Origin of the sequence: Cupriavidus phytorum (genome assembly GCF_003254285.1) — a bacterium.
GTDB lineage: Bacteria > Pseudomonadota > Gammaproteobacteria > Burkholderiales > Burkholderiaceae > Cupriavidus > Cupriavidus phytorum.
The window spans coordinates 39760-58774 of record NZ_QKZN01000013.1 but is presented as its reverse complement, the minus strand read 5'-3'; the positions used below and the strand labels follow the sequence as shown (position 1 = coordinate 58774).

Genomic DNA, 19015 nt, shown 5'->3' with positions numbered 1-19015 from the left:
TCGCCAGACAGCAGAAAGCCGGCCGCGAGGCCGGCTTTTCTTTTGCGCTCCGAGGCCTGCGCCGGCCGGTGTCAGTGCAGGCTGAGGCTGGCGCCCGCCTGCTCGCTGACATAGCCCGACAGCGCCGCGTACAGTTCTCCGCCGTTGCGCGTATCGACCCAGCGCTCGCCCTCGCGGCGGAAGTGGAAACCGCCGGCGCGCGCGGCCACCCACAGTTCCTGCATCGGCGCCTGGCTGTTGATGATGATCTTGGAACCGTTCTCGAATTCCAGTTCCATCACGTTGCCGGTGCGGCTGATTTCAATGTCGGCATCGGCCGCGTCGGCGGCCGCCTCGACCGCGGCTTCGATGCGGTCCAGCTCGCGCGTGGCCAGGGCCAGGAACTCGCTTTCGCTCAAGGGGGGCATGCTAAACTCCGAGACCGCCGTTGCCGCCGCTGCCCGGACCGGGCGTACGTGGCGCGAACGGCTTTTTTTGTTAAGAATCCTCCGGATGGCCGGCCAGCGCGCCGGGCCATCCAACGCCTTGCCAACAAGCCAAAAGGACGACCCGATGCTGCGTCGTGTTGCGATTGTATCGGCGTTTGCCGCCGCCCTTGCGATGCCCCTGCTGGGCGGATGCGGTATCCGCGGGCCGCTGACCCTGCCCAAGGTGCCGCCCGAGCCGACCCCGCCGACCGTGCCGGATCCGGGCCTGGGCCGTGCCGATGCCGTGCCGCCTGCAGCTGCCACGCCGGCACCGGCATCGTCCCCCGCCGCCCCCACCACCCGATGACCATGACCGCATTTTTCCATCGCCAGGACGGCGCGCTTGCCGTCGAGCAGGTGCCGCTGGCGCGCATCGCCGCCGAGTTCGGCACGCCCACCTACGTCTATTCGCGCGCGGCGCTGACCGCCGCGTACCAGGCCTACGCCACCGCCTGCGCGGGCCGCAAGGCGCAGGTCCAGTACGCGATGAAGGCCAACTCCAACCTGGCGGTGCTGCAGGTGTTCGCCCGCCTGGGCGCGGGCTTCGACATCGTCTCGGGCGGCGAACTCAAGCGCGTGCTGGCCGCCGGCGGCGATCCGCGCAAGGTGGTGTTCTCGGGCGTGGGCAAGAGCGCCGCCGAAATGGAACTGGCGCTGGCGCAGGACGTGCGCTGCTTCAACGTCGAGTCGATCCCCGAGCTGGACCGCCTCAACGAAGTGGCCGGCCGCGTCGGCAAGCGTGCGCGCGTGTCGCTGCGCATCAACCCCGACGTCGACGCCAAGACCCATCCCTATATCTCCACCGGCCTGAAAGGCAACAAGTTCGGCATCGCCTTCGAAGACGTGCTGCCGACCTACCGCGCCGCCGCCGCACTGCCGCACCTGGCGGTGACCGGCATCGACTGCCATATCGGTTCGCAGATCACCGAGGTCGAGCCCTACCTGGAAGCGCTGGACAAGGTGCTGGACGTGGTCGAGGCGCTCGAGCGCGAAGGCATCAGCCTGGAGCACATCGACGTGGGTGGCGGCCTGGGCATTACCTACACCGACGAGACCCCGCCGGACATCACCGGCTTCGCCACCACGCTGCTGGAGCGCGTCGCCGCGCGCGGCCATGGCCATCGCGAGGTGCTGTTCGAGCCGGGCCGCTCGCTGGTCGGCAACGCCGGCGTGCTGCTGACACAGGTGGAGTTCCTCAAGCCGGGCGCGGCCAAGAACTTCTGCATCGTCGACGCCGCCATGAATGACCTGGCGCGCCCTGCCATGTACGAGGCCTACCACCGCATCGAGCCGGTGGCGCTGCGCGATGGCGCTGCCGTGACCTATGACATCGTCGGCCCGGTGTGCGAATCGGGTGACTGGCTCGGCCGCGACCGCGCCCTGGCGGTGCAGCCCGGCGACCTGCTGGCGGTGATGTCGGCCGGTGCCTACGGCTTCACCATGAGCTCCAACTACAACACCCGCCCGCGCGCCGCCGAAGTGATGGTCGACGGCAGCAAGGCGCATCTGGTGCGCGAGCGCGAGCTGGTCGAAGACCTGTTCCGCGACGAACGCCTGCTGCAGGACTGAGTCCCACAGGCCCGGCCCGCCGCAGCTTACGCGGCGGGCTGGCGCGTCCCCCCGGCTGGCTTGCGCAGCCGCCACCACACCCGCATCCCCAGCAGCACGAACACCACCGCGGCGTAGATCGAGACCTCGCCGAAGTCGTTCTTGCCTGCCTTGTGCCACCAGTAGTGCAGGATGGCCAGCACGGCGATGGCATAGACCAGCCGGTGCAGCGCCTGCCAGCGTTTGCCGCCGAGACGGCGCACCATGCCGTTGGTCGAGGTCAGCGCCAGCGGCACCATCAGCATGAAGGCGGTGAACCCGACCGTGATGAAGGGCCGCTTGTACACGTCCTTGATCATGTAGGCCAGGTCGAAGCCGCGGTCGACGCCGATCCACAGCAGGAAGTGCTGCAGGCCATAGAAGAACGCGAACAGGCCCAGCATGCGCCGCATCCGGATCAGCCAGTTCCAGCCGGTGAGGCGGCGCAGCGGCGTGATCGTGAGCGTCAGGCACAGCATCACCAGGGTCCAGGTGCCGGTCGAACGCGTGACGAACTCGAGCGGGTTAGCGCCGTACTGTTCGGTCGCGCCCAGGTACAGCAGCCGCACGAACGGCAGCAGCGCCAGCACCCAGATCAGCAGCTTGAGCGCGCGCACCCGCGGCGGCGCCAGCGTTGCCAGGCCCGCCGGCTTGCGCACGGCGGCCGCGGCGGCGGGGGAAGAGGTAGCCATGCGCTCGCCTTGCATCAGAAGAACTTCTTCAGGTCCATGCCCTGGTACAGCGCCGCCACCTGCTGGCCATAGCCGTTGAACGGCAGGGTCTTGCGCTTGGGCGCGAACAGCGCCCCGAAGCCGCTGCCGCGCTCTTCGCCGATGCGGCGCTCGGTGGCCTGGCTCCAGCGCGGATGGTCGACGTCCGGATTCACGTTCGAATAGAAGCCGTATTCCTGCGGCGCGGCCAGGTTCCAGCTGGTCGGCGGCTGCTTGTCGACAAAGCGGATCTTCACGATCGACTTGGCGCTCTTGAAGCCGTACTTCCACGGCAGCACCATGCGCACCGGCGCGCCGTTCTGGTTGGGCAGCACCTCGCCGTACAGGCCGAAGGTCAGCAACGCCAGCGGATGCATGGCCTCGTCCATGCGCAGGCCCTCGCTGTACGGCCAGTCGAGCACGCCGCTGCTGAGGCCGGGCATCTGCTTCTTGTCGGCCAGCGTGATGAACTGCACGTACTTCGCGCCCGGCTGCGGCTCGACGCGGCGGATCAGCTCGGCCAGCGGATAGCCGATCCACGGGATCACCATCGACCAGCCTTCGACGCAGCGCAGCCGGTAGACGCGCTCCTCCATCGGCGCCAGTTTGGTCAGCTCGTCCAGGTCATAGACCTTCGGCTTCTTCACCAGCCCTTCGACCGCCACCTGCCATGGGCGCGGACGCAGCGTGCCGGCGTGGCGCGCCGGGTCGGACTTGTCGGTGCCGAACTCGTAGAAGTTGTTGTAGGTAGTCACCTCTTCGTACGGCGTGCGCTTCTCGGTGATGACGTAGGCGTTGTTGGGCGTGGCGGGCAGCCGGGTGCCATGCTGCCCTTGCGCGAAGGCCTGGCGCGCGAACCACGGCGCCAGCGTGCCGCCGGCGGCACCAGCGGCAGCGAGCGCCAGCATGCGGCGGCGCGCTTCGAAGACATGGCGCGGCGTGATCTCGCTGGCGGCAATGTCGCCGCCGCGCAGCCATTTGGGGGAAGGAATCAACATGGTTTTCCTCGATTGCCTGGGGCCGGCGCCGGCGGCGCCGCGTGCTTGCAGAATTGGACTCCGGGCTTGGTCGTGGAGTGCGGGCCAGTCCTGACAGTTTTTTGTGAAGGCGTCGAAATGACGCAGGCCTGCGCCTGCCATGTGCCGCAAGCGCGGTGTGGGTGCTTTATCCGCCCTGGTATTGCTGGTACACCACCTGCGCCAGCGTCAGCAGCCGGGCGCGTTCCAGCGGCCCCGCCAGCGCAAAGCCCAGGTCGCGGTCGATCCAGTAGAACGCCATCATCGGGTCGCGGCCCGGCGCTCGCCGCCGCGCGCCCTTGCCCGTCATGCGCTCGACGCGGAAGCCGGTATCGGGCGTGCCCTGTGCCATGCGACGCAACTGCAGCGACAGGCGCGTGCCGTCGTCGGCTTCATACATCAGGATCGCCGACGGGCCGCCCTCGGCCACGCCCAGCCGACCGCCGATCAGGTGGAAGCCCTGCGCGCGCAGGTCGGGCACCTGCAGCGTCGTGCCCAGGCGCCGGGACAGCCAGGCGACCAGATGGGCCTCTTCGGTCGCGGCGACTTCCACCGGGTGGCGCATCTCGGGGGCGTAGACCGCGTGCGTGGCAAGCGCCTCGCGCGCAAAGCGCTCGCCGGGCGCGAGCACCAGCGTGCTGCCGCCAAGGCGGTCGTGCGCCAGCCAGCCCAGCGTACCCCCGACGGCCAGCAGCGCGACCGACGCGCATGTGGCCGCCACGGCCATGGTCCAGCGCGGCCAGGGACGGGCGCCATCGCGCCGGCCGTCGCGGGCGCGGGTGTGCCCCTGGTCGCCGTGCAAACCCGGCGGCAAGGCCGCCAGGGGCACTGGTTCGTTGAGGACCGGGTCGAGCGCGCGGTGCAGCGCCTCGGCCTGCCGGCGCCAGGCGGCAACCTGTGCCGCCGCGTCCGGGTGCTGCGCCAGGTAGGCCTCGACGGCGGCGCGGCGCGCGCCGGCCAGCTGGCCATCGGCATAGGCGTGGAGATCGGCTTCGTGGATGCCCGCCATCATTTCACCCGTTGCAGCGCATTGGCGGCCGTGGGGGTTCGGGTCGGGGCCGCGCCGTCGAGCAGCCGCCGCATCTGTTCGCGTGCTCGCGCCAGCCGCGACATCACCGTGCCTGGCGGGATGTCGAGCACGCGCGCGGCCTCGGCGTAGGTCAGTTGTTCCAGGCTGACCAGCAGCAGCACCGCGCGCTGCGGCTCGGGCAGCTGCGCCAGCGCCTGCGACAGGTCGCGGCGCAGGCCCGGGTCTTCGGCGGGGCCGCTGACCTCGGGCAGGGTGTCGGTGGCCACCACCAGGTCCTTGCGGCGCAACGCGTTCAAGCGCAGGCGGTGCATCAGCGTCAGCAGCCACGGCAGCAGGCCATCGGCGCCGTCGCCCCACCACGCGCCGGGGCGCAGGCGGAAGCGCCAGCGGTAGCGCAGCGCGCGCTCGAGCGTGTCCTGCACCAGGTCGTCGGCCAGCGCCGCGTCGCCGGTGAGGCCGCGCGCATGGCGCCGCAGCCGCGGCGCCAGCGCAACGAGCTGGCCGTCAAACCCTTCCATGCCGGGGTGGCTGTGGTGGTTGTGGTGGCTCTGGAGTTGGCTGCCGCCGCGTCAGGGCTTGACCACGTGCCAGACGTTGTTGACATTGTCGCCGGTGCGGTCGCCCGGCTTGGCGTCCTTGGCGAAGCGGTACAGCGGCTGGCCGCGATAGGCCCACTGCTTGCTGCCGTCATCGCGCGTGATGATGGTGTACTGGCCCGAACCGCTGGTGCCCGGGGCCGCCATCAGCGGCGGCCAGTTAGTCGCGCAGGGACCGTTGCAGGCGCTCTTGCCGCTGCCGGCGGTGTCGCGGTCAAAGGTGTACAGCGTCAGGCCCTGCGGATCGGTCAGCACGCCATTGGTCACCTTCACCGTAGGCGGCAGATTGCCGGCGCTGCCACCGCCCATGCCCATGCCGGCACAACCGGCGAGCAGGACGGCCGCGCAGCCGAGCGCGAGCCCGGCGGGACGAACCAGGGATGCAGCAGCGTTACGACGCAGACTTGCCATGATCTTGTTCTCCATGCAATTCGATGCCGCCAGCCGGCACCGTCCCTCAAGTAAACACTGGATGTGATCTCTTTATTCCCGCAGCGGCCAAAAAAATTGAAAAAAGACGAAAAAAAACCTGCCCGAAGGCAGGTCTTTTGCATCGCAGCATGCGCGCGTCAGAGTTCGCCGTAGCTGTGCAGCCCCGACAGGAACATGTTGACGCCGAGGAAGGCAAAGGTCGTCACCAGCAGGCCGACCAGCGCCCACCAGGCCGCCACCGTGCCGCGCAGCCCCTTCATCAGCCGCATATGCAGCCAGGCCGCGTAGTTCAGCCAGACGATCAGCGCCCAGGTTTCCTTCGGGTCCCAGCTCCAGTAGCCGCCCCAGGCTTCGGCCGCCCACAGCGCGCCCAGGATGGTGGCAATGGTGAAGAAGGCAAAGCCGACCGCGATCGCCTTGTACATCACGTCGTCGAGCAGCTCCAGCGACGGCAGGCGCTCGGCCAGCACGCCGCGCTGCTTGAGCAGGTAGGCCACCGCGACCATCGCCGCCAGCGCAAAGGTGCCGTAGCCGATAAAGTTGGCCGGCACATGGATCTTCATCCACCAGCTTTGCAGCGCCGGCACCAGCGGCTGGATCTCCTGCGCATTGCGGCTGACCGTGTACCACAACAGGAAGCCCACCGCGGCCGACACCACCAGCATCACGAACGGGCCCAGCGCGCGCGTGGCGTAACGGCCTTCGTAGTACAGGTAGAACAGCGACGTGATCAGCGTGAACAGCACGAAGACTTCGTACAGGTTCGAGATCGGGATGTGGCCGATGTCGGCGCCAAGCAGATAGGACTCGTACCAGCGCACCAGCATGCCGGTGAAGCCCAGCACCACCGCGCCCCAGCACAGCTTGCTGCCGAGGCTGTAGCCCGTATCCGAGCGCGTGGCCAGCCCAACCCAGTAGAACAGCGTCGACAGGAACACCAGTGCGCTCATCCACAGGATGGCCGACTGGCTCGACAGGAAGTACTTGAGGAAGAAGGCCTGTTCGGCGCGCGCGAGCTGGCCCTGGTAGAGCTGGATCGCGAACAGCGACAGCACCGCCAGCGCTACCATCAGCGGCCGCACCGGCTTCCAGTGCCAGCCGAGCAGCGCGAAGGTGGGCACGGCGCCGATCAGCACGGCCTTGTCGTAGCCGTCCATCCATTGCCCGTATTGCGCCAGCGCCACGCCGGCGCCGGCGGCCAGCGCCAGCGCGAACAGCCAGTCCAGCCAGCTCAGCCGGCGCAGGAAGGATGGTTCGAGGTAGGCCTCGTCGGCGCCGCTGTCGGCGCGCGGGGTACCGCGCATGGCGCGATCGGCCTGGTTCACATTAGAGGACATAGCGTACCTGCTCATTCAGTGGGGTGTGCCAGCGGGCTCCGCGGTGGCGCTGCGGCCCCCTGCGGCGCGGCCGATGTCGTCGCGCAGTGCGGTGAATTCCTTTTCGAAATCCATGGTGCGGCGCTGGGTCGACATCGCCATCAGCACATGGCTGCTGGCATCGGCGTCGGCGGTGTTGCCCGCGGCGGGCTGGCTGGCAGACTGATCGGCGGACTTGTCCTTCACCCAGACCCAGACCCGGCGCTCGCGGATATAGAACATCGCGAACACGCCCAGCACCAGCAGCAGACAGCCAAGATACACGATGTTCTTGCCCGGCGCACGGGTCAGCTGGAACACGCTGGCCTTGATCTCCTGGAAGTCGTCGAGCTGCAGGAACACCGGTGCGCCGTAGAAGAAACTATCCGACAGCGCATTGATGGCCTGCTGCAGGAAGGCGCCGCTCTGGGCACTGTTGGCCACCACCGGCAGCCGGTCCTGCGCGCGCGCGAGCTGCCACAGCTCCCACATCGAACCGTTCAGGATCTTCAGCAGCACGTCGGCGGCTTTCTGCTGCTCGGCCGGCGGCACCGACTTTTCCAGGAAGGCAGCGATGGCGGTGAAGCCGCCCGGCGGCGAATCGGGCGCCGGGCGGGTCGCGCCCGCGAACAGGTCGAGCGCGCGCAGCGCGCTTTCGGCCAGCTGCCGGCGCAGCTCGGCCTTGTCGTCGCCTGGCATCGATGCCAGCGCAAAGCGGCGTGCGGCCTCGCCGCGCAGCGCGCGGTCCTGCAGCGCGGCACGCAGACGCATCCAGTCGGCCACGCTGCCCTGGTCGTCGGCGGGAATGCGCAGGTAGCGGAACTGCTCGCTGGGCGATTCGCGCATGCCGGCCAGGAACACCGACTGGCCGTCCATCTGCACCGGCACCATGTAGTTGTTGTACTCGCGCGCCTGCCCGGTGCGGTCGCGCAGCTTGTACTGCACCGACGGACCGACATTGCGCAGGGTCTTGGCGCGGTCGGTGCTGGCGGCGGCGCCGAGATGCTTGTCCAGCGTTTCATTGAAGGACTTGCGCGCCACGCCGCGCGCATCGGGCTTGCCCGAGGCATCGGTGACGTTCTCGATATTCATCAGCCGGAAGTCGCTGAACTCCACCGTCAGGCCGTCGCTGTCCGCGCTGGTGCCGGTGCCGGCCAGCGGCTTGTTGCCGCCCACCGCGCCGTCGATGGTGAAGGTGGCATGGCCGCTGCCCTGCATCGGGTAGCCGACGAACTTCAGGCGCGAGCCGCCGTCCTCGAAGCTGGACTGGTAGATGGCGATGCCGTCGACGATCAGCGGCTCGTTCACCTTGATGGTGGCCTCGGTGCGCTTGCCGGTGGCGCGGTCGGTCACGATCACTTCCGAGGCAAACAGCTTGGGCATGCCGGTCTCGTAGAAGTCGACCTTAAACTTCTTGAGCGTGATCGCGAACGGCAGGTCCTGCACCAGCGCTCCGTCGGCAATATTAAGAATCGCCGTGGAGACGGTCGAGCCCTCGGGCACGTAGGCGTTGCCGCGGAAGCCGGGGTTGTTCACCGACAGCCGGTGCTGCGGCGGGATCTCGCTGATCACCGCGTTGCCGCGGATCGGGGTCTTGTCGCCCAGCCACATCTGCGCGCGGATCAGCAGGTCGCCGTCGAGCAGGCCGCCGATGCAGATCACCACGATGGCGGTGTGCGCCAGGATATAGCCGACCTTGTTGGCCGCGCCGGCCTTGGCCGCCAGCAGCGTGGCACCGTCATGCTCGACCGCCTTGACGCGGTAGCCGCGGTTGCGCAGCAACGCCGTCAGCCGGGCGACGGCCTCGGTGCGCGCACGCGCGCCGACGAACTCGCCGCGATGATGGAAGGCGCGCAGGCTGCGCTCGCGCACATGGTCCTTCCACGAACGCATGTCCGCGATCATCTTGGGCGCGTTGCGCACCAGGCACAGGCTGGTGGACACCACCAGGAAGGCGAGGATCAGCAGGAACCACCACGAACCGTAGACCTTCTGCAGCGACAGCGTGTGGAACACATCGGCCCAGAACGGCCCGAACTGGTTGACGTAGTTCGGATACGGCTCGTTCTGCTTGAGCACGGTGCCGATCACGCTGGCGATGGAGATCACCGTCAGCAGCGCGATCGCAAAGCGCATCGAGGACAACAATTCGACCGCGTCGCGCAGCACGCGGTGAGAGGTCTTCAGGTGCAGCCCTGAAGTGGAAGCGGTCGACATGTGCAGTGAAACCTAAAACAGCGTACGGCCTGGAAATGAATAAAGGGTGGACATGCTTTGGCAAGCAGGCCACCCTTTTCGATTGTGACAAGCGCGTTCGGTTGCATGGCTGGCCGCGCCATCCGGCGGCGGCCGCTCAACCGATGCGCCGGCGCGCAAAGGCGCCAGCGTCGCGGAATCCCGGATCGTCAGCGAACCCCGGCGACGTAGTCCGCCACCGCCTTGATCTCGGCATCCGACATCTTGGCGGCGATGGTCGTCATGACCGGGTTGTTCTTGCGGGTGCCCTGGCGGAATGCCACCAGTTGTGCCTCGGTATAGTCGGCCCACTGGCCGCCGATGCGCGGATACTGCGCCGGCATGCCTGCGCCGGCGGGGCCATGGCAGGCGGCGCAGGCCGGCACGCCCTTGGCGGCGATGCCGGCGCGGTAGATCTTCTGGCCGGCTTCGATGCTGTCCTTGTTCTTGGCGGTGGCCGGCTTGAGCGACTGCTTGGCCAGGTAGGCGCCGACGTTGCGCATTTCTTCGTCGGTCAGCACCGACGCCATCGGGACCATGATCGCATTGCTGCGGGTCTTGGCCTTGAAGTCGGCCAGCTGCTTGTGGACGTACTCGGGATGCTGCGCGGCCAGCTTGGGGTTGGCGGCGGCCGCGCTGTTGCCGGCGGCACCGTGGCAGCTCAGGCAGGCGGGCACATTGCGATCGGGGGCGCCTTGCGTGTACAGCGTTTCACCCTTGGCCGGGTCCGCCTTCGGCGCGGCCTGCTCTGCGGCAGATGCCAGACCGGAAAGGGCGGCGGCAGGAACGGCCAGAGCCAGGACACCCAGAATCTTCGCAATGCGGTTCATTCGCACACCTTCTCTGAATTGTTTTGGATACCGTGATGCGTGCCGCTCCGGCGCTTTGCCGGCGGTGAGGACGCGCCGGTGCAAAAGGCTGGGAATCGTGGCGACTTCGCGAGCGGCTGACCGATCCGCGCAACGCTGGCCGTGGCGGCAGACCCCGCCAGCCCGCGCCCGCCGCCGCCGCACCGTCCGGTGCAACGCGCAATGCGGGGCAAGGCCTTGCCCACGATGGAACGACACACTAGGCTTCCCGCCCGGACGACGGCAGCCGAGGCACGCGGCATGGATGCCACGCGTCACCCGCTCAGGAGACCGTAAACCGGCGTATTGTACAATAAGTTATGTGCCGGATTGATGCCTTGCGCCTTGTCGTGCCCGCTTCGGGCTGCGCGAGATCAAGCCCGGCGGGCGGCCCACGCCGCAGCCATCCCACCCTGGCGAGACCCCGGCCCCGGCACGCGCTTGCGCGCGCCCTCCGCGGCCCGCCCCACCGCTCTAGCGCATGTCCCTTCTTCACCAGGCCCGCTTCTTCATCACCGTGAACCACCTGCGCGACCTGCCCGCCACGGCCGTGCCCGAGGTCGCGTTCGCCGGCCGCTCCAACGCCGGCAAGTCCACGGCGATCAACATCCTGTGCAACCAGAAGCGGCTGGCGTTCTCGTCGCGCACGCCCGGGCGCACCCAGCACATCAACTATTTCTCGGTGGCACCGGTCAAGGCGCCCGACCCGCTCGCGTTCCTGGTCGACCTGCCCGGCTACGGCTATGCCGAGGTCTCGGGCTCGGCCAAGTACCACTGGCAGGGCCTGCTGAGCGATTACGTGCAGACCCGCCAGCAGCTCGCCGGCCTGATCCTGATGATGGATGCGCGCCGGCCGTTCACCGAACTCGATTGCCAGATGGTCGAGTGGTTCCTGCCCACCGGACGACCGATCCACGTGCTGCTGACCAAGGCCGACAAGCTCACCAACAGCGAGAACGCCAAGGCCCTGCGCGAGACCCGCAAGATGCTGCAAGGCTATGCCGAGCAGCTGGAAACGCCGGTGCCGATGACGGCGCAGCTGTTCTCCAGCCTGAAGCGCCGCGGCATCGAAGAGGCGCAGGGCGTGATCGCCGCCTGGCTGAACCTGCCGGAAGCGCAGAAGCCGGAACGCGAGGCCGCCGCCGTGCCCCCCGCGTCCGATCCGGCCGCGTGATCCTGGCAGCGAGCGCGCAAAAAAAAGCCCCGTCGCAAGCAACGGGGACAAACTTTCCCGCCGGTGGGGCGGGTACCCGCTCAGGGAGGAGTAGCGGGGAACACCGCGCCACGCAGCGCGCAACGCAAAGTGTCCGCGAGTATGATGGCGGGCACGCACAAAAGTTTAGTTTTTCTTCGGCCAGCGCACGTCGCTGCGCGCGCCGCGCTTGCCGGTCCAGCATTCCGTCCTCTTCCGTCAAGAAGCCGCCATGTCCACCTTCCCCGAATTCCGCCCGCGCCGCATGCGCCGCGATGATTTCTCCCGCCGCATGATGCGCGAGCATCGCCTGTCCCCGGACAACCTGATCTACCCGGTCTTCATCCTCGACGGCCACAACCAGCGCCAGGCCGTGGCGTCGATGCCGGGCGTGGAGCGCGTCTCGGTCGACCTGCTGATGCCGGTGGCCGAAGACTGCGTCAAGCTCGGCATCCCCGTGCTCGCGCTGTTCCCGGTGATCGACCCGTCGCTGAAGACGCCCGACGGCATCGAGGCCACCAACCCCGACGGGCTGGTGCCGCGCGCCGTGCGCGCGCTCAAGGACCGCTTCCCCGAACTGGGCGTGCTGTGCGACGTGGCGCTCGACCCGTACACCAGCCATGGCCAGGACGGCGTGCTCGACGACAACGGCTACGTGATCAACGATGCGACGGTGGAGATCCTGGTGCGCCAGGCGCTGGCGCAGGCCGAGGCCGGGGTCGACATCGTCGCCCCGTCCGACATGATGGACGGCCGCATCGGCGCGGTGCGCACCGCGCTGGAAGACAACGGCCAAATCCATACCCGCATCATGGCGTACTCGGCCAAGTACGCGTCGGCGTTCTACGGCCCGTTCCGCGACGCGGTGGGCTCGGCCGCCAACCTGGGCAAGGGCAACAAGATGACCTACCAGATGGACCCGGCCAACACCGACGAGGCCCTGCGCGAAGTGGCGCAGGACATCCTGGAAGGCGCCGACATGGTGATGGTCAAGCCCGGCATGCCGTATCTGGACATCGTGCGCCGGGTCAAGGACGAGTTCCGCTTCCCCACCTACGTGTACCAGGTCAGCGGCGAGTACGCGATGCTCAAGGCCGCCGCGCAGAACGGCTGGCTGGACCACGACAAGGTCATGATGGAATCGCTGCTGGCGTTCCGCCGCGCCGGCGCCGACGGCATCCTGACCTATTTCGCGCGCGACGCCGCGCGGCTGCTGCAGGCCTGACGGCCGAGCGAGCGCGCATGGAGTTGCTAGGTTTCTCGGCGAGCCAGGTTCACCCGCTCGCCTCGCTCACCGAGGCGGGCAGCTTTCTGTCGGGCAATGCCGCTTCGCTGTTCGTGTGGGCGGATTTTTCCACCGAAGAGGTCACCGCGGCGCCCGACGCCTGGCGCGAGCAGGTGCGCCAGCTGGCCGGCGCGCCCATCCTCGACCTGCACCTGGCCGATGCCACCAACGCCGCGCATCCGTCGTACTTCGATACGACCCATGCGTACGACATGGTGATCTTCCGCAAGCTGACCTTTGAAACCAGCCGCGCCATTGTCGAGGCCGAGCCGCAGGATGCGGCCGGCGGCGCCAGCACCACCAAGCCGTCCGCGGCCGAGGCAGCGGCCCGGCAGAAGCGTTATGCGCCCGGCTTCCTGCCGGCACTGGCCAAGATCGATACCCAGCCGGTCACGTTCTTCATGTTCGACACCGTGCTGGTGACGGTGCGCTCCGGGCCGTCGCGCACCATCGACCAGGTGCGCCAGCGCTTGCTCGAGCTGTGCCAGGCCCCGCGTCCGCAAGCCGCGCCCGCGCGCGGCAACGGCCAGTCGCTGCTGCACGGCATCCGCCCGCCGAGCCGGCCAGAAGACCTGATGCTGCGGCTGCTCAACGCCATGGTCGACCGCTACCTGGAACTGCGCGCGCCGCTGACGCGCCAGCTCGACCGCTGGCAGCGCGCGCTGCTGAACTCGCGCCGCAGCTTCTCCAGCTGGGAAGGGCTGCTCGATGCGCGCATCCAGCTGCGCAAGCTGGAACACCTGAGCGAGGAGCAGCGCGACGCGCTGCAGGAATTCCGCGACAGCCTGCTCGACAACCGCTACAGCAGCGACCAGCCCGGCGGCGCGGCCAATGCGCCAGGGCGCGACGAGGTGCTGCTGGTGCGCATCAACGACGTGATGGAGCATATCCAGCGGGTGCTGGCGCATGCGCGCCGGCTGGAGGATTCGATCGAATCGGCGGTGCAGATCCACTTCTCGGCGGTGGCGCACCGGACCAACCGCACCATGCGCGCGCTGACGCTGATCACGGCGCTGTTCATGCCGCTGACGCTGATCACCGGCGTGTTCGGCATGAACTTCGAGCGCATGCCCTGGCTGCAGGAGCCGCAGGGCTTCTGGTGGTCGATCGGCCTGATGGGTGCCGTGGCGGTGGTGCTGGCGGCGCTGTGGGCGCTGGCGCGGCAGCTGGAGCGCTAACCGCAGGCTTGGGTACGCGCCGGGGTACGCTTCAGGTACGCGTGCGCGTACCGAACGCGCGCTCCAGGCTTTCCAGGAAGCGGTTGGCCGACTGGTAGCCGATCACGCGCACCGGACGCTCGCGCCCGTCCGGGCCGAACAGGATGATGCCGGGGGGGCCGAACAACCCGAAGCGCTTGAGCAGGGCCTTGTCGTCGGCATTGTTGGCGGTCACGTCCGCCTGCAGCAGCACGATCTCCGACAGCCGCGCGCGCACGCGCGTATCGACGAAGGTCATGCGCTCCATTTCCTTGCAGCTGACGCACCAGTCGGCATAGAAATCCAGCAGCACCGGCTTGCCCGCGGCGGCGGCCTGCGCCACGCGGGCGTCGAGTTCGGCCACGCTGCGCACGCGCTCGAAACGCACCGCCGCCGCAGCGCCGGCGCCTTCGCCGCCAGTGCCCGCCACGCTCAAATGCGACAGCGGCTGCAGCGGGTCGCGTCCGCCCGACGCCACGCCGATCAGCACGATCGCGGCGGCGATGGCAAACAGCACGCCCACGCCCTTGCCCACCCGCACCAGATTGCGCGGATCCGGCCCCAGCCCGTCGAAGGCACCGAGAAACACCGCCGCCACCAGCAGCAGCGCCGCCAGCAGCAGCATCGTGGCCCACGCCGGCAGCACCGGCCCCAGCATCCACAGCGCCACGCCCAGCAGCAGGAAGCCGAAGAAGCGCTTGGTCACCTCCATCCAGCGGCCGGCGCGCGGCAGCAGGTTGCCCGCGCCCACGCCGACCAGCACCAGCGGCACGCCCATGCCCAGCGCCATCGCGAACAGCGCGGCGCCGCCGATCACGGCATCGCGGCTCTGCGCGATATAGGCCAGCGCACCCGCCAGCGGTGCCGTCACGCACGGCCCGACGATCAGCGCGGAGATCGCCCCCATCGCCGCGGCCCCGGCCACCTGCCCGCCCTGGCGGCGGTTGGACGATTCCGTCAGCCGGGTCTGCCAGCGCTGCGGCAGTTGCAGTTCGTAGAGGCCGAACATCGACAGCGCCAGCGCCACCATCAGCGCCGCGAAGGCGCCCAGCACCCAGGGCGTCTGCAGCGCGGCCGACAGCCCCTCGCCGAGCAGGCCTGCGGCCACGCCGACCGCGGTGTACACCACCGCCATGCCCAGCACATAGGCCAGCGACACCAGCAGCGCGCGGCCGCGCGTGACGTGCTCGCCGACCACGATCGACGACAGGATCGGCACCATCGGCAGCACGCATGGGGTAAAGGTCAGCAGCAGGCCCAGGCCGAAGAACAGCGCCCCGATCAGGCCGAGGTTGCGGCTGGCCAGTGCGCCGGCGATGCGGTCGCTGTCGTCGGCGCGCAGGGTCGCGGCCGAACCTGGTACTGCGGGAACCGCTGGCACCGCGGGCGCCGGAACCGGCTCGGCCGCCGGGGCGTCGCTGCGGCCGCGCTTGCCGAACAGGTCGGCCAGCGCGCTGCCGCCCACCTTGTAGACGCTTTCCATCGGCGGATAGCACAGGCCCTTGTCGGCGCAGCCCTGCGAGGTCACCGTCAGCGTCCATTTGCCATCGGCTGGCGCGGCCTCGACCGGCACGCGGATGACCACGCTGTCGCGGTAGGTCTCCATCTCCTTGCCGAAGGTCTCGTCGAACTTGACCTTGCCCTGGGGGTAGGCCGGCGCGCCCAGCTTCACCCCGGCCGGCTGCGCGGCGAAGGCGAAGCGCTCGCGGTACATGTAATAGCCCGGCGCGACGTCAAAGCGAACTTCGATGGTCTTGTCGTCAGCCTGGCTGGCGGCGAAGCGAAAGGCTTGCTCGGGCGGCAGGAAGTCGTCCTCGGTGGCGGCGTGGAGGCTGCCCGCCAGGCACAGCCAGGCCAGTGCTGCCAGCAGCGCTGCGGCAATATGCCGCGCCCACATCTGCCCGGGCGTGCCCGCCCGCCGTGCCAAACCGATGTTCATGAAGCCGATTCCTGTTTGTCATTATCCTCGGGTGCTGCCGTGGCAGCCTGCGCCGGCACGCCGGCGGCCTCGCTGCGGACCCATTCCAGGTATGGACCGTAGCCGCTGACACAGGCCACGCTAGCAGCTCCGGCACGTCATAGGGGTGATGTTGCCGGATCACGGCCTCGAGCGCAGCGTAGCCCGCGCGCGTGGTCTTGATCAGCAGCGGCCATTCCTGCGCCTGCTCGAGCTTGCCCTGCCACCAGTACTCGGATTCGACCGGGGCCAGACGGTTCACGCAGGCAGCGGCGCGCGCCTGCAGCACGGCCCGCGACAAGCGCGCCGCGGTATCCGCATCGGGCGTATTGGTGAGGACGACGAGCACTTCGTCCGGACCGGCCCCCTGCTCAGTATGGCTTTGCATCGACACTCTCCCCGCGGCCGGCCACCGCCGACCCGCACAAAACAAAAGAGCCAGGCGGATGCCTGGCTCGATTGTAAGCGGTGTGCCCGCAACCGTCGCGCGACGGCAGCGTGCAGGAAACGCACTTATTCCGCGGCTTCTTCGGCCGGGGCTTCGGTGATTTCCGGACGATCCACCAGCTCGACCAGCGCCATCGGCGCGTTGTCGCCCTGACGGAAGCCGAACTTCAGGATGCGGGTGTAGCCGCCCGGACGGGTGGCGTAGCGCGGGCCCAGTTCGGTGAACAGCTTGGTGACCATATCGCGGTCGCGCAGGCGGGCGAAAGCCAGGCGGCGGTTGGCAACGGTGTCCTTCTTGGCCAGCGTGATCAGCGGCTCGACGACCTTGCGCAGTTCCTTGGCCTTGGGCACGGTGGTCTTGATCAGCTCGTGCTGGAACAGCGAGTTGGACATGTTGCGCAGCATCGCGAGACGGTGCGACGAGGTGCGGTTCAGTTTCCGCAGACCATGACGGTGACGCATGATGATTCCTTTCAGTTAAGTGTTTGACCAGCTCTTCTATCGTCCGATGCGGCTGGACGCGGGCCGGTAGTCATACATGCCCCGGCCGAAGCCGGGGCGGTTGCTGCGGTGCGGGAACGATGCCCCGCGCCACGATTACTTCTCCAGACCTGCGGGCGGCCAGTTCTCGAGCTTCATGCCGAGGGTCAGGCCGCGCGAGGCGAGGACTTCCTTGATCTCGTTGAGCGACTTGCGACCCAGGTTCGGGGTCTTGAGCAGTTCGTTCTCGGTACGCTGGATCAGGTCGCCGATGTAGTAGATGTTTTCGGCCTTCAGGCAGTTGGCCGAACGCACCGTCAGCTCCAGGTCGTCGACCGGGCGCAGCAGGATCGGGTCGATCTGCGGCGTGCGGCTCGAAGCGGCCTCGGCGGCCGACTCGGTGCCTTCCAGCGCGGCGAACACGGACAGCTGGTCGACCAGGATGCGGGCCGACTGGCGGATCGCTTCCTCGGGCGAGATCACGCCGTCGGTTTCGATGTTCATCACCAGCTTGTCGAGGTCGGTACGCTGCTCGACACGGGCGGATTCAACCGCGTACGACACGCGGCGCACCGGCGAGAACGAGGCGTCCAGCACGATACGGCCGATGACCTTGCCGGATTCGTCGCCGAACTTGCGCACGTTGCCCGGCACATAGCCGCGGCCCTGCTCGACCTTGATCTGCATGTCCAGCTTGCCGCCGGCCGACAGATGGGCGATCACGTGGTTCGGGTTGATGATCTCGACGTCGTGCGGCAGCTCGATATCGGCGGCCGTGACCACGCCTTCGCCATCCTTGCGCAGCGACACCGTGACTTCGTCGCGGTTGTGCAGCTTGAACACCACGCCCTTCAGGTTGAGCAGCAGGTTGACGACGTCTTCCTGCACGCCGTCGATGGTGGAATACTCGTGGACCACCCCAGCGATCGTGACTTCGGTCGGGGCATAACCGACCATCGACGACAGCAGCACGCGACGCAGGGCGTTACCGAGCGTATGGCCGTAGCCGCGCTCGAACGGCTCCATCACGACTTTGGCGTGATGGTCGCCCAGAGGCTCGACGGCGATGATTTTTGGCTTGAGGAGTGCTGTTTGCATTAGGTTGTCCTTTTCAATACCCTCGGCTCGTTACACCGATAAGGCTGACGTTTGGAACCTGGAAATCCCATCGTAACGATGGGCGAAGCCCGACGCGCGCGAAGCGCGTCGGGCTGAAGGAGAAGCTTTGCGACGAACGCAAGCTCTGGGCCGGATGCTCGCGGATTAACGCGAGTACAGTTCGACGATCAGGCTTTCGTTGATGTCGCCCGAGATATCGGCGCGATCCGGGACTTGCTTGAAGGTGCCTTCGAACTTCTTGGCATCCACGGCGACCCAGGTCGGGAAGCCCGACTGCTCGGCCAGCGACAGCGCTTCGGCGATACGGACCTGCTTCTTCGACTGCTCGCGGATGGTGATGACGTCGCCCGACTTGATCTGGGCCGACGGCACGTTCAGGGTCTGGCCATTCACCAGGATCGCCTTGTGCGACACCAGCTGGCGCGCTTCAGCGCGGGTCGAGCCGAAGCCCATGCGGTACACCACGTTGTCCAGGCGCGATTCCAGCAGTTGCAGCAGGTTTTCGCCGGTGTTGCCCTTGCGGCGGTCGGCTTCGGCGAAGTAGCGGCGGAACTGGCGCTCGAGCACGCCATAGATGCGCTTGACCTTCTGCTTTTCGCGCAGCTGGTTGCCGTAGTCCGAGGTGCGGGCACCCGAGGTGCGGCCATGCTGGCCCGGCTTGCTGTCCAGCTTGCACTTGTCGGCCAGCGAGCGGCGCGAGCTCTTCAGGAACAGGTCGGTGCCTTCACGGCGGGAAAGTTTGGCCTTCGGGCCGGTATAACGTGCCACGTTGTCTTCCTTTGATCGATCACGGCGCCTTCAGGACGCGCCGTGAGTCCGCCAACGCAGTGCTGCCGCGGTGCCTTGGGGCACGCGCCAGACCGTGACGGACGGTGGGCTTATTAAGCGCGCTCCGTTGCGGGAGGCGTCGCTGCAAGCATTTACCAATACGCCGATGCTGGAATGTGCCTTGAAAGACACTGCTCCGGCGCAAAACGAAAACCTGCCGCATTAAAATGCAGCAGGTCAACGCGCGATACTACCATATCCGAAACCGGCAGGTAAACCCACCGGCTCCGGACAC

Annotated in this window: 18 protein-coding genes and 1 pseudogene; 5 read left to right on the top strand and 14 right to left on the bottom strand. The window is 68.0% G+C overall.

Annotated features, from left to right (window positions below):
- Positions 1-71: 71 nt before the first annotated feature.
- Positions 72-407, bottom strand: a complete 336-nt coding sequence (cyaY, locus tag C7416_RS24660; protein ID WP_062801950.1) for an iron donor protein CyaY — start codon at positions 405-407, stop codon at positions 72-74.
- 145 nt (positions 408-552) lie between these two features.
- On the opposite strand from cyaY, the gene C7416_RS24655 reads away from it, so the two are divergent.
- On the top strand, positions 553-774 hold the full coding sequence (locus tag C7416_RS24655) for a hypothetical protein (RefSeq protein ID WP_012354118.1): 222 nt from the start codon (positions 553-555) through the stop codon (positions 772-774).
- Between the two features lie 2 nt (positions 775-776).
- Positions 777-2036, top strand: a complete 1260-nt coding sequence (gene lysA / locus C7416_RS24650; RefSeq protein WP_111521369.1) for a diaminopimelate decarboxylase — start codon at positions 777-779, stop codon at positions 2034-2036.
- Positions 2037-2062: 26 nt separating this feature from the next.
- Here the strand turns inward: lysA and msrQ are convergent, their stop codons facing one another.
- From msrQ to C7416_RS24610, 8 genes are all read right to left on the bottom strand, one after another.
- Complete coding sequence (gene msrQ, locus C7416_RS24645; RefSeq protein WP_240988194.1) at positions 2063-2746, bottom strand: protein-methionine-sulfoxide reductase heme-binding subunit MsrQ; 684 nt, start codon at positions 2744-2746, stop codon at positions 2063-2065.
- A gap of 14 nt (positions 2747-2760) precedes the next feature.
- A complete protein-coding gene (msrP, locus tag C7416_RS24640) occupies positions 2761-3762 on the bottom strand; it encodes a protein-methionine-sulfoxide reductase catalytic subunit MsrP (protein WP_111521324.1) in 1002 nt (333 codons plus the stop codon).
- Between the two features lie 166 nt (positions 3763-3928).
- Positions 3929-4792, bottom strand: a complete 864-nt coding sequence (locus C7416_RS24635; protein WP_111521323.1) for an anti-sigma factor family protein — start codon at positions 4790-4792, stop codon at positions 3929-3931.
- The gene (locus C7416_RS24630; protein ID WP_111521322.1) at positions 4789-5328 is read right to left on the bottom strand and encodes an RNA polymerase sigma factor; all 540 of its coding nucleotides are present in this window, start codon (positions 5326-5328) and stop codon (positions 4789-4791) included. Before C7416_RS24630 ends, C7416_RS24635 begins: the two co-directional genes overlap by 4 nt.
- Positions 5329-5379: 51 nt before the next feature.
- Positions 5380-5817 carry a COG4315 family predicted lipoprotein gene (locus C7416_RS24625; protein ID WP_111521368.1) on the bottom strand — a complete coding sequence of 146 codons (438 nt, stop codon included), beginning with the start codon at positions 5815-5817 and terminating at the stop codon, positions 5380-5382.
- Positions 5818-5975: 158 nt separating this feature from the next.
- Positions 5976-7142 (bottom strand): c-type cytochrome biogenesis protein CcsB, encoded by a 1167-nt coding sequence (ccsB, locus tag C7416_RS24620; protein ID WP_111521367.1) that lies wholly within the window; start codon positions 7140-7142, stop codon positions 5976-5978.
- Positions 7143-7190: 48 nt separating this feature from the next.
- Positions 7191-9410, bottom strand: a complete 2220-nt coding sequence (locus C7416_RS24615) for a cytochrome c biogenesis protein ResB (RefSeq protein ID WP_111521321.1) — start codon at positions 9408-9410, stop codon at positions 7191-7193.
- Positions 9411-9598: 188 nt separating this feature from the next.
- Positions 9599-10258: a c-type cytochrome gene (locus C7416_RS24610; protein ID WP_111521320.1), complete on the bottom strand. Its 660-nt coding sequence runs from the start codon at positions 10256-10258 to the stop codon at positions 9599-9601.
- Positions 10259-10757: 499 nt separating this feature from the next.
- Here C7416_RS24610 and yihA point away from each other — a divergent pair, with 499 nt between their 5' ends.
- The 3 genes from yihA (at position 10758) to C7416_RS24595 (ending at position 13931) form a co-directional block, all read left to right on the top strand.
- Positions 10758-11450, top strand: coding sequence for a ribosome biogenesis GTP-binding protein YihA/YsxC (gene yihA / locus C7416_RS24605; protein WP_111521319.1), 693 nt, complete (start codon positions 10758-10760; stop codon positions 11448-11450).
- A gap of 250 nt (positions 11451-11700) precedes the next feature.
- On the top strand, positions 11701-12693 hold the full coding sequence (hemB, locus tag C7416_RS24600) for a porphobilinogen synthase (RefSeq protein WP_181461311.1): 993 nt from the start codon (positions 11701-11703) through the stop codon (positions 12691-12693).
- Between the two features lie 17 nt (positions 12694-12710).
- Positions 12711-13931, top strand: coding sequence for a magnesium transporter CorA family protein (locus tag C7416_RS24595; protein ID WP_111521317.1), 1221 nt, complete (start codon positions 12711-12713; stop codon positions 13929-13931).
- A 31-nt stretch (positions 13932-13962) separates the two neighbouring features.
- On the opposite strand, the gene dsbD is transcribed toward C7416_RS24595, so the two are convergent.
- The 5 genes and pseudogenes from dsbD to rpsD form a co-directional block, all read right to left on the bottom strand.
- Complete coding sequence (dsbD, locus tag C7416_RS24590; RefSeq protein ID WP_111521316.1) at positions 13963-15888, bottom strand: protein-disulfide reductase DsbD; 1926 nt, start codon at positions 15886-15888, stop codon at positions 13963-13965.
- Positions 15885-16294 (bottom strand): annotated as a pseudogene (gene cutA, locus C7416_RS24585) (divalent-cation tolerance protein CutA). The gene dsbD and the pseudogene cutA overlap by 4 nt, the downstream one beginning before the upstream one ends.
- A 125-nt stretch (positions 16295-16419) precedes the next feature.
- Entirely contained in the window at positions 16420-16815 is a 396-nt protein-coding gene (gene rplQ / locus C7416_RS24580; RefSeq protein WP_010812373.1) for a 50S ribosomal protein L17, read from the bottom strand.
- A 135-nt stretch (positions 16816-16950) separates the two neighbouring features.
- Positions 16951-17931 carry a DNA-directed RNA polymerase subunit alpha gene (locus tag C7416_RS24575; RefSeq protein WP_010812374.1) on the bottom strand — a complete coding sequence of 327 codons (981 nt, stop codon included), beginning with the start codon at positions 17929-17931 and terminating at the stop codon, positions 16951-16953.
- A 165-nt stretch (positions 17932-18096) separates the two neighbouring features.
- The gene (gene rpsD, locus C7416_RS24570; RefSeq protein ID WP_012354133.1) at positions 18097-18720 is read right to left on the bottom strand and encodes a 30S ribosomal protein S4; all 624 of its coding nucleotides are present in this window, start codon (positions 18718-18720) and stop codon (positions 18097-18099) included.
- Between the last annotated feature and the right edge of the window lie 295 nt (positions 18721-19015).

Excerpts from the sequence above, each read along its gene's own strand:
- hemB (WP_181461311.1), top strand. The coding sequence starts at position 11,701 with ATGTCCACCTTCCCCGAATTCCGCCCGCGCCGCATGCGCCGCGATGAT.
- C7416_RS24625 (WP_111521368.1), bottom strand. The coding sequence starts at position 5,817 with ATGGCAAGTCTGCGTCGTAACGCTGCTGCATCCCTGGTTCGTCCCGCC.
- msrQ (WP_240988194.1), bottom strand. The coding sequence starts at position 2,746 with ATGGCTACCTCTTCCCCCGCCGCCGCGGCCGCCGTGCGCAAGCCGGCG.
- C7416_RS24635 (WP_111521323.1), bottom strand. The coding sequence starts at position 4,792 with ATGATGGCGGGCATCCACGAAGCCGATCTCCACGCCTATGCCGATGGC.
- ccsB (WP_111521367.1), bottom strand. The coding sequence starts at position 7,142 with ATGCGCGGTACCCCGCGCGCCGACAGCGGCGCCGACGAGGCCTACCTC.
- rplQ (WP_010812373.1), bottom strand. The coding sequence starts at position 16,815 with ATGCGTCACCGTCATGGTCTGCGGAAACTGAACCGCACCTCGTCGCAC.
- C7416_RS24630 (WP_111521322.1), bottom strand. The coding sequence starts at position 5,328 with ATGGAAGGGTTTGACGGCCAGCTCGTTGCGCTGGCGCCGCGGCTGCGG.
- cyaY (WP_062801950.1), bottom strand. The coding sequence starts at position 407 with ATGCCCCCCTTGAGCGAAAGCGAGTTCCTGGCCCTGGCCACGCGCGAG.
- dsbD (WP_111521316.1), bottom strand. The coding sequence starts at position 15,888 with ATGAACATCGGTTTGGCACGGCGGGCGGGCACGCCCGGGCAGATGTGG.
- C7416_RS24655 (WP_012354118.1), top strand. The coding sequence starts at position 553 with ATGCTGCGTCGTGTTGCGATTGTATCGGCGTTTGCCGCCGCCCTTGCG.
- yihA (WP_111521319.1), top strand. The coding sequence starts at position 10,758 with ATGTCCCTTCTTCACCAGGCCCGCTTCTTCATCACCGTGAACCACCTG.
- C7416_RS24610 (WP_111521320.1), bottom strand. The coding sequence starts at position 10,258 with ATGAACCGCATTGCGAAGATTCTGGGTGTCCTGGCTCTGGCCGTTCCT.
- C7416_RS24595 (WP_111521317.1), top strand. The coding sequence starts at position 12,711 with ATGGAGTTGCTAGGTTTCTCGGCGAGCCAGGTTCACCCGCTCGCCTCG.
- msrP (WP_111521324.1), bottom strand. The coding sequence starts at position 3,762 with ATGTTGATTCCTTCCCCCAAATGGCTGCGCGGCGGCGACATTGCCGCC.
- C7416_RS24575 (WP_010812374.1), bottom strand. The coding sequence starts at position 17,931 with ATGCAAACAGCACTCCTCAAGCCAAAAATCATCGCCGTCGAGCCTCTG.
- lysA (WP_111521369.1), top strand. The coding sequence starts at position 777 with ATGACCGCATTTTTCCATCGCCAGGACGGCGCGCTTGCCGTCGAGCAG.
- C7416_RS24615 (WP_111521321.1), bottom strand. The coding sequence starts at position 9,410 with ATGTCGACCGCTTCCACTTCAGGGCTGCACCTGAAGACCTCTCACCGC.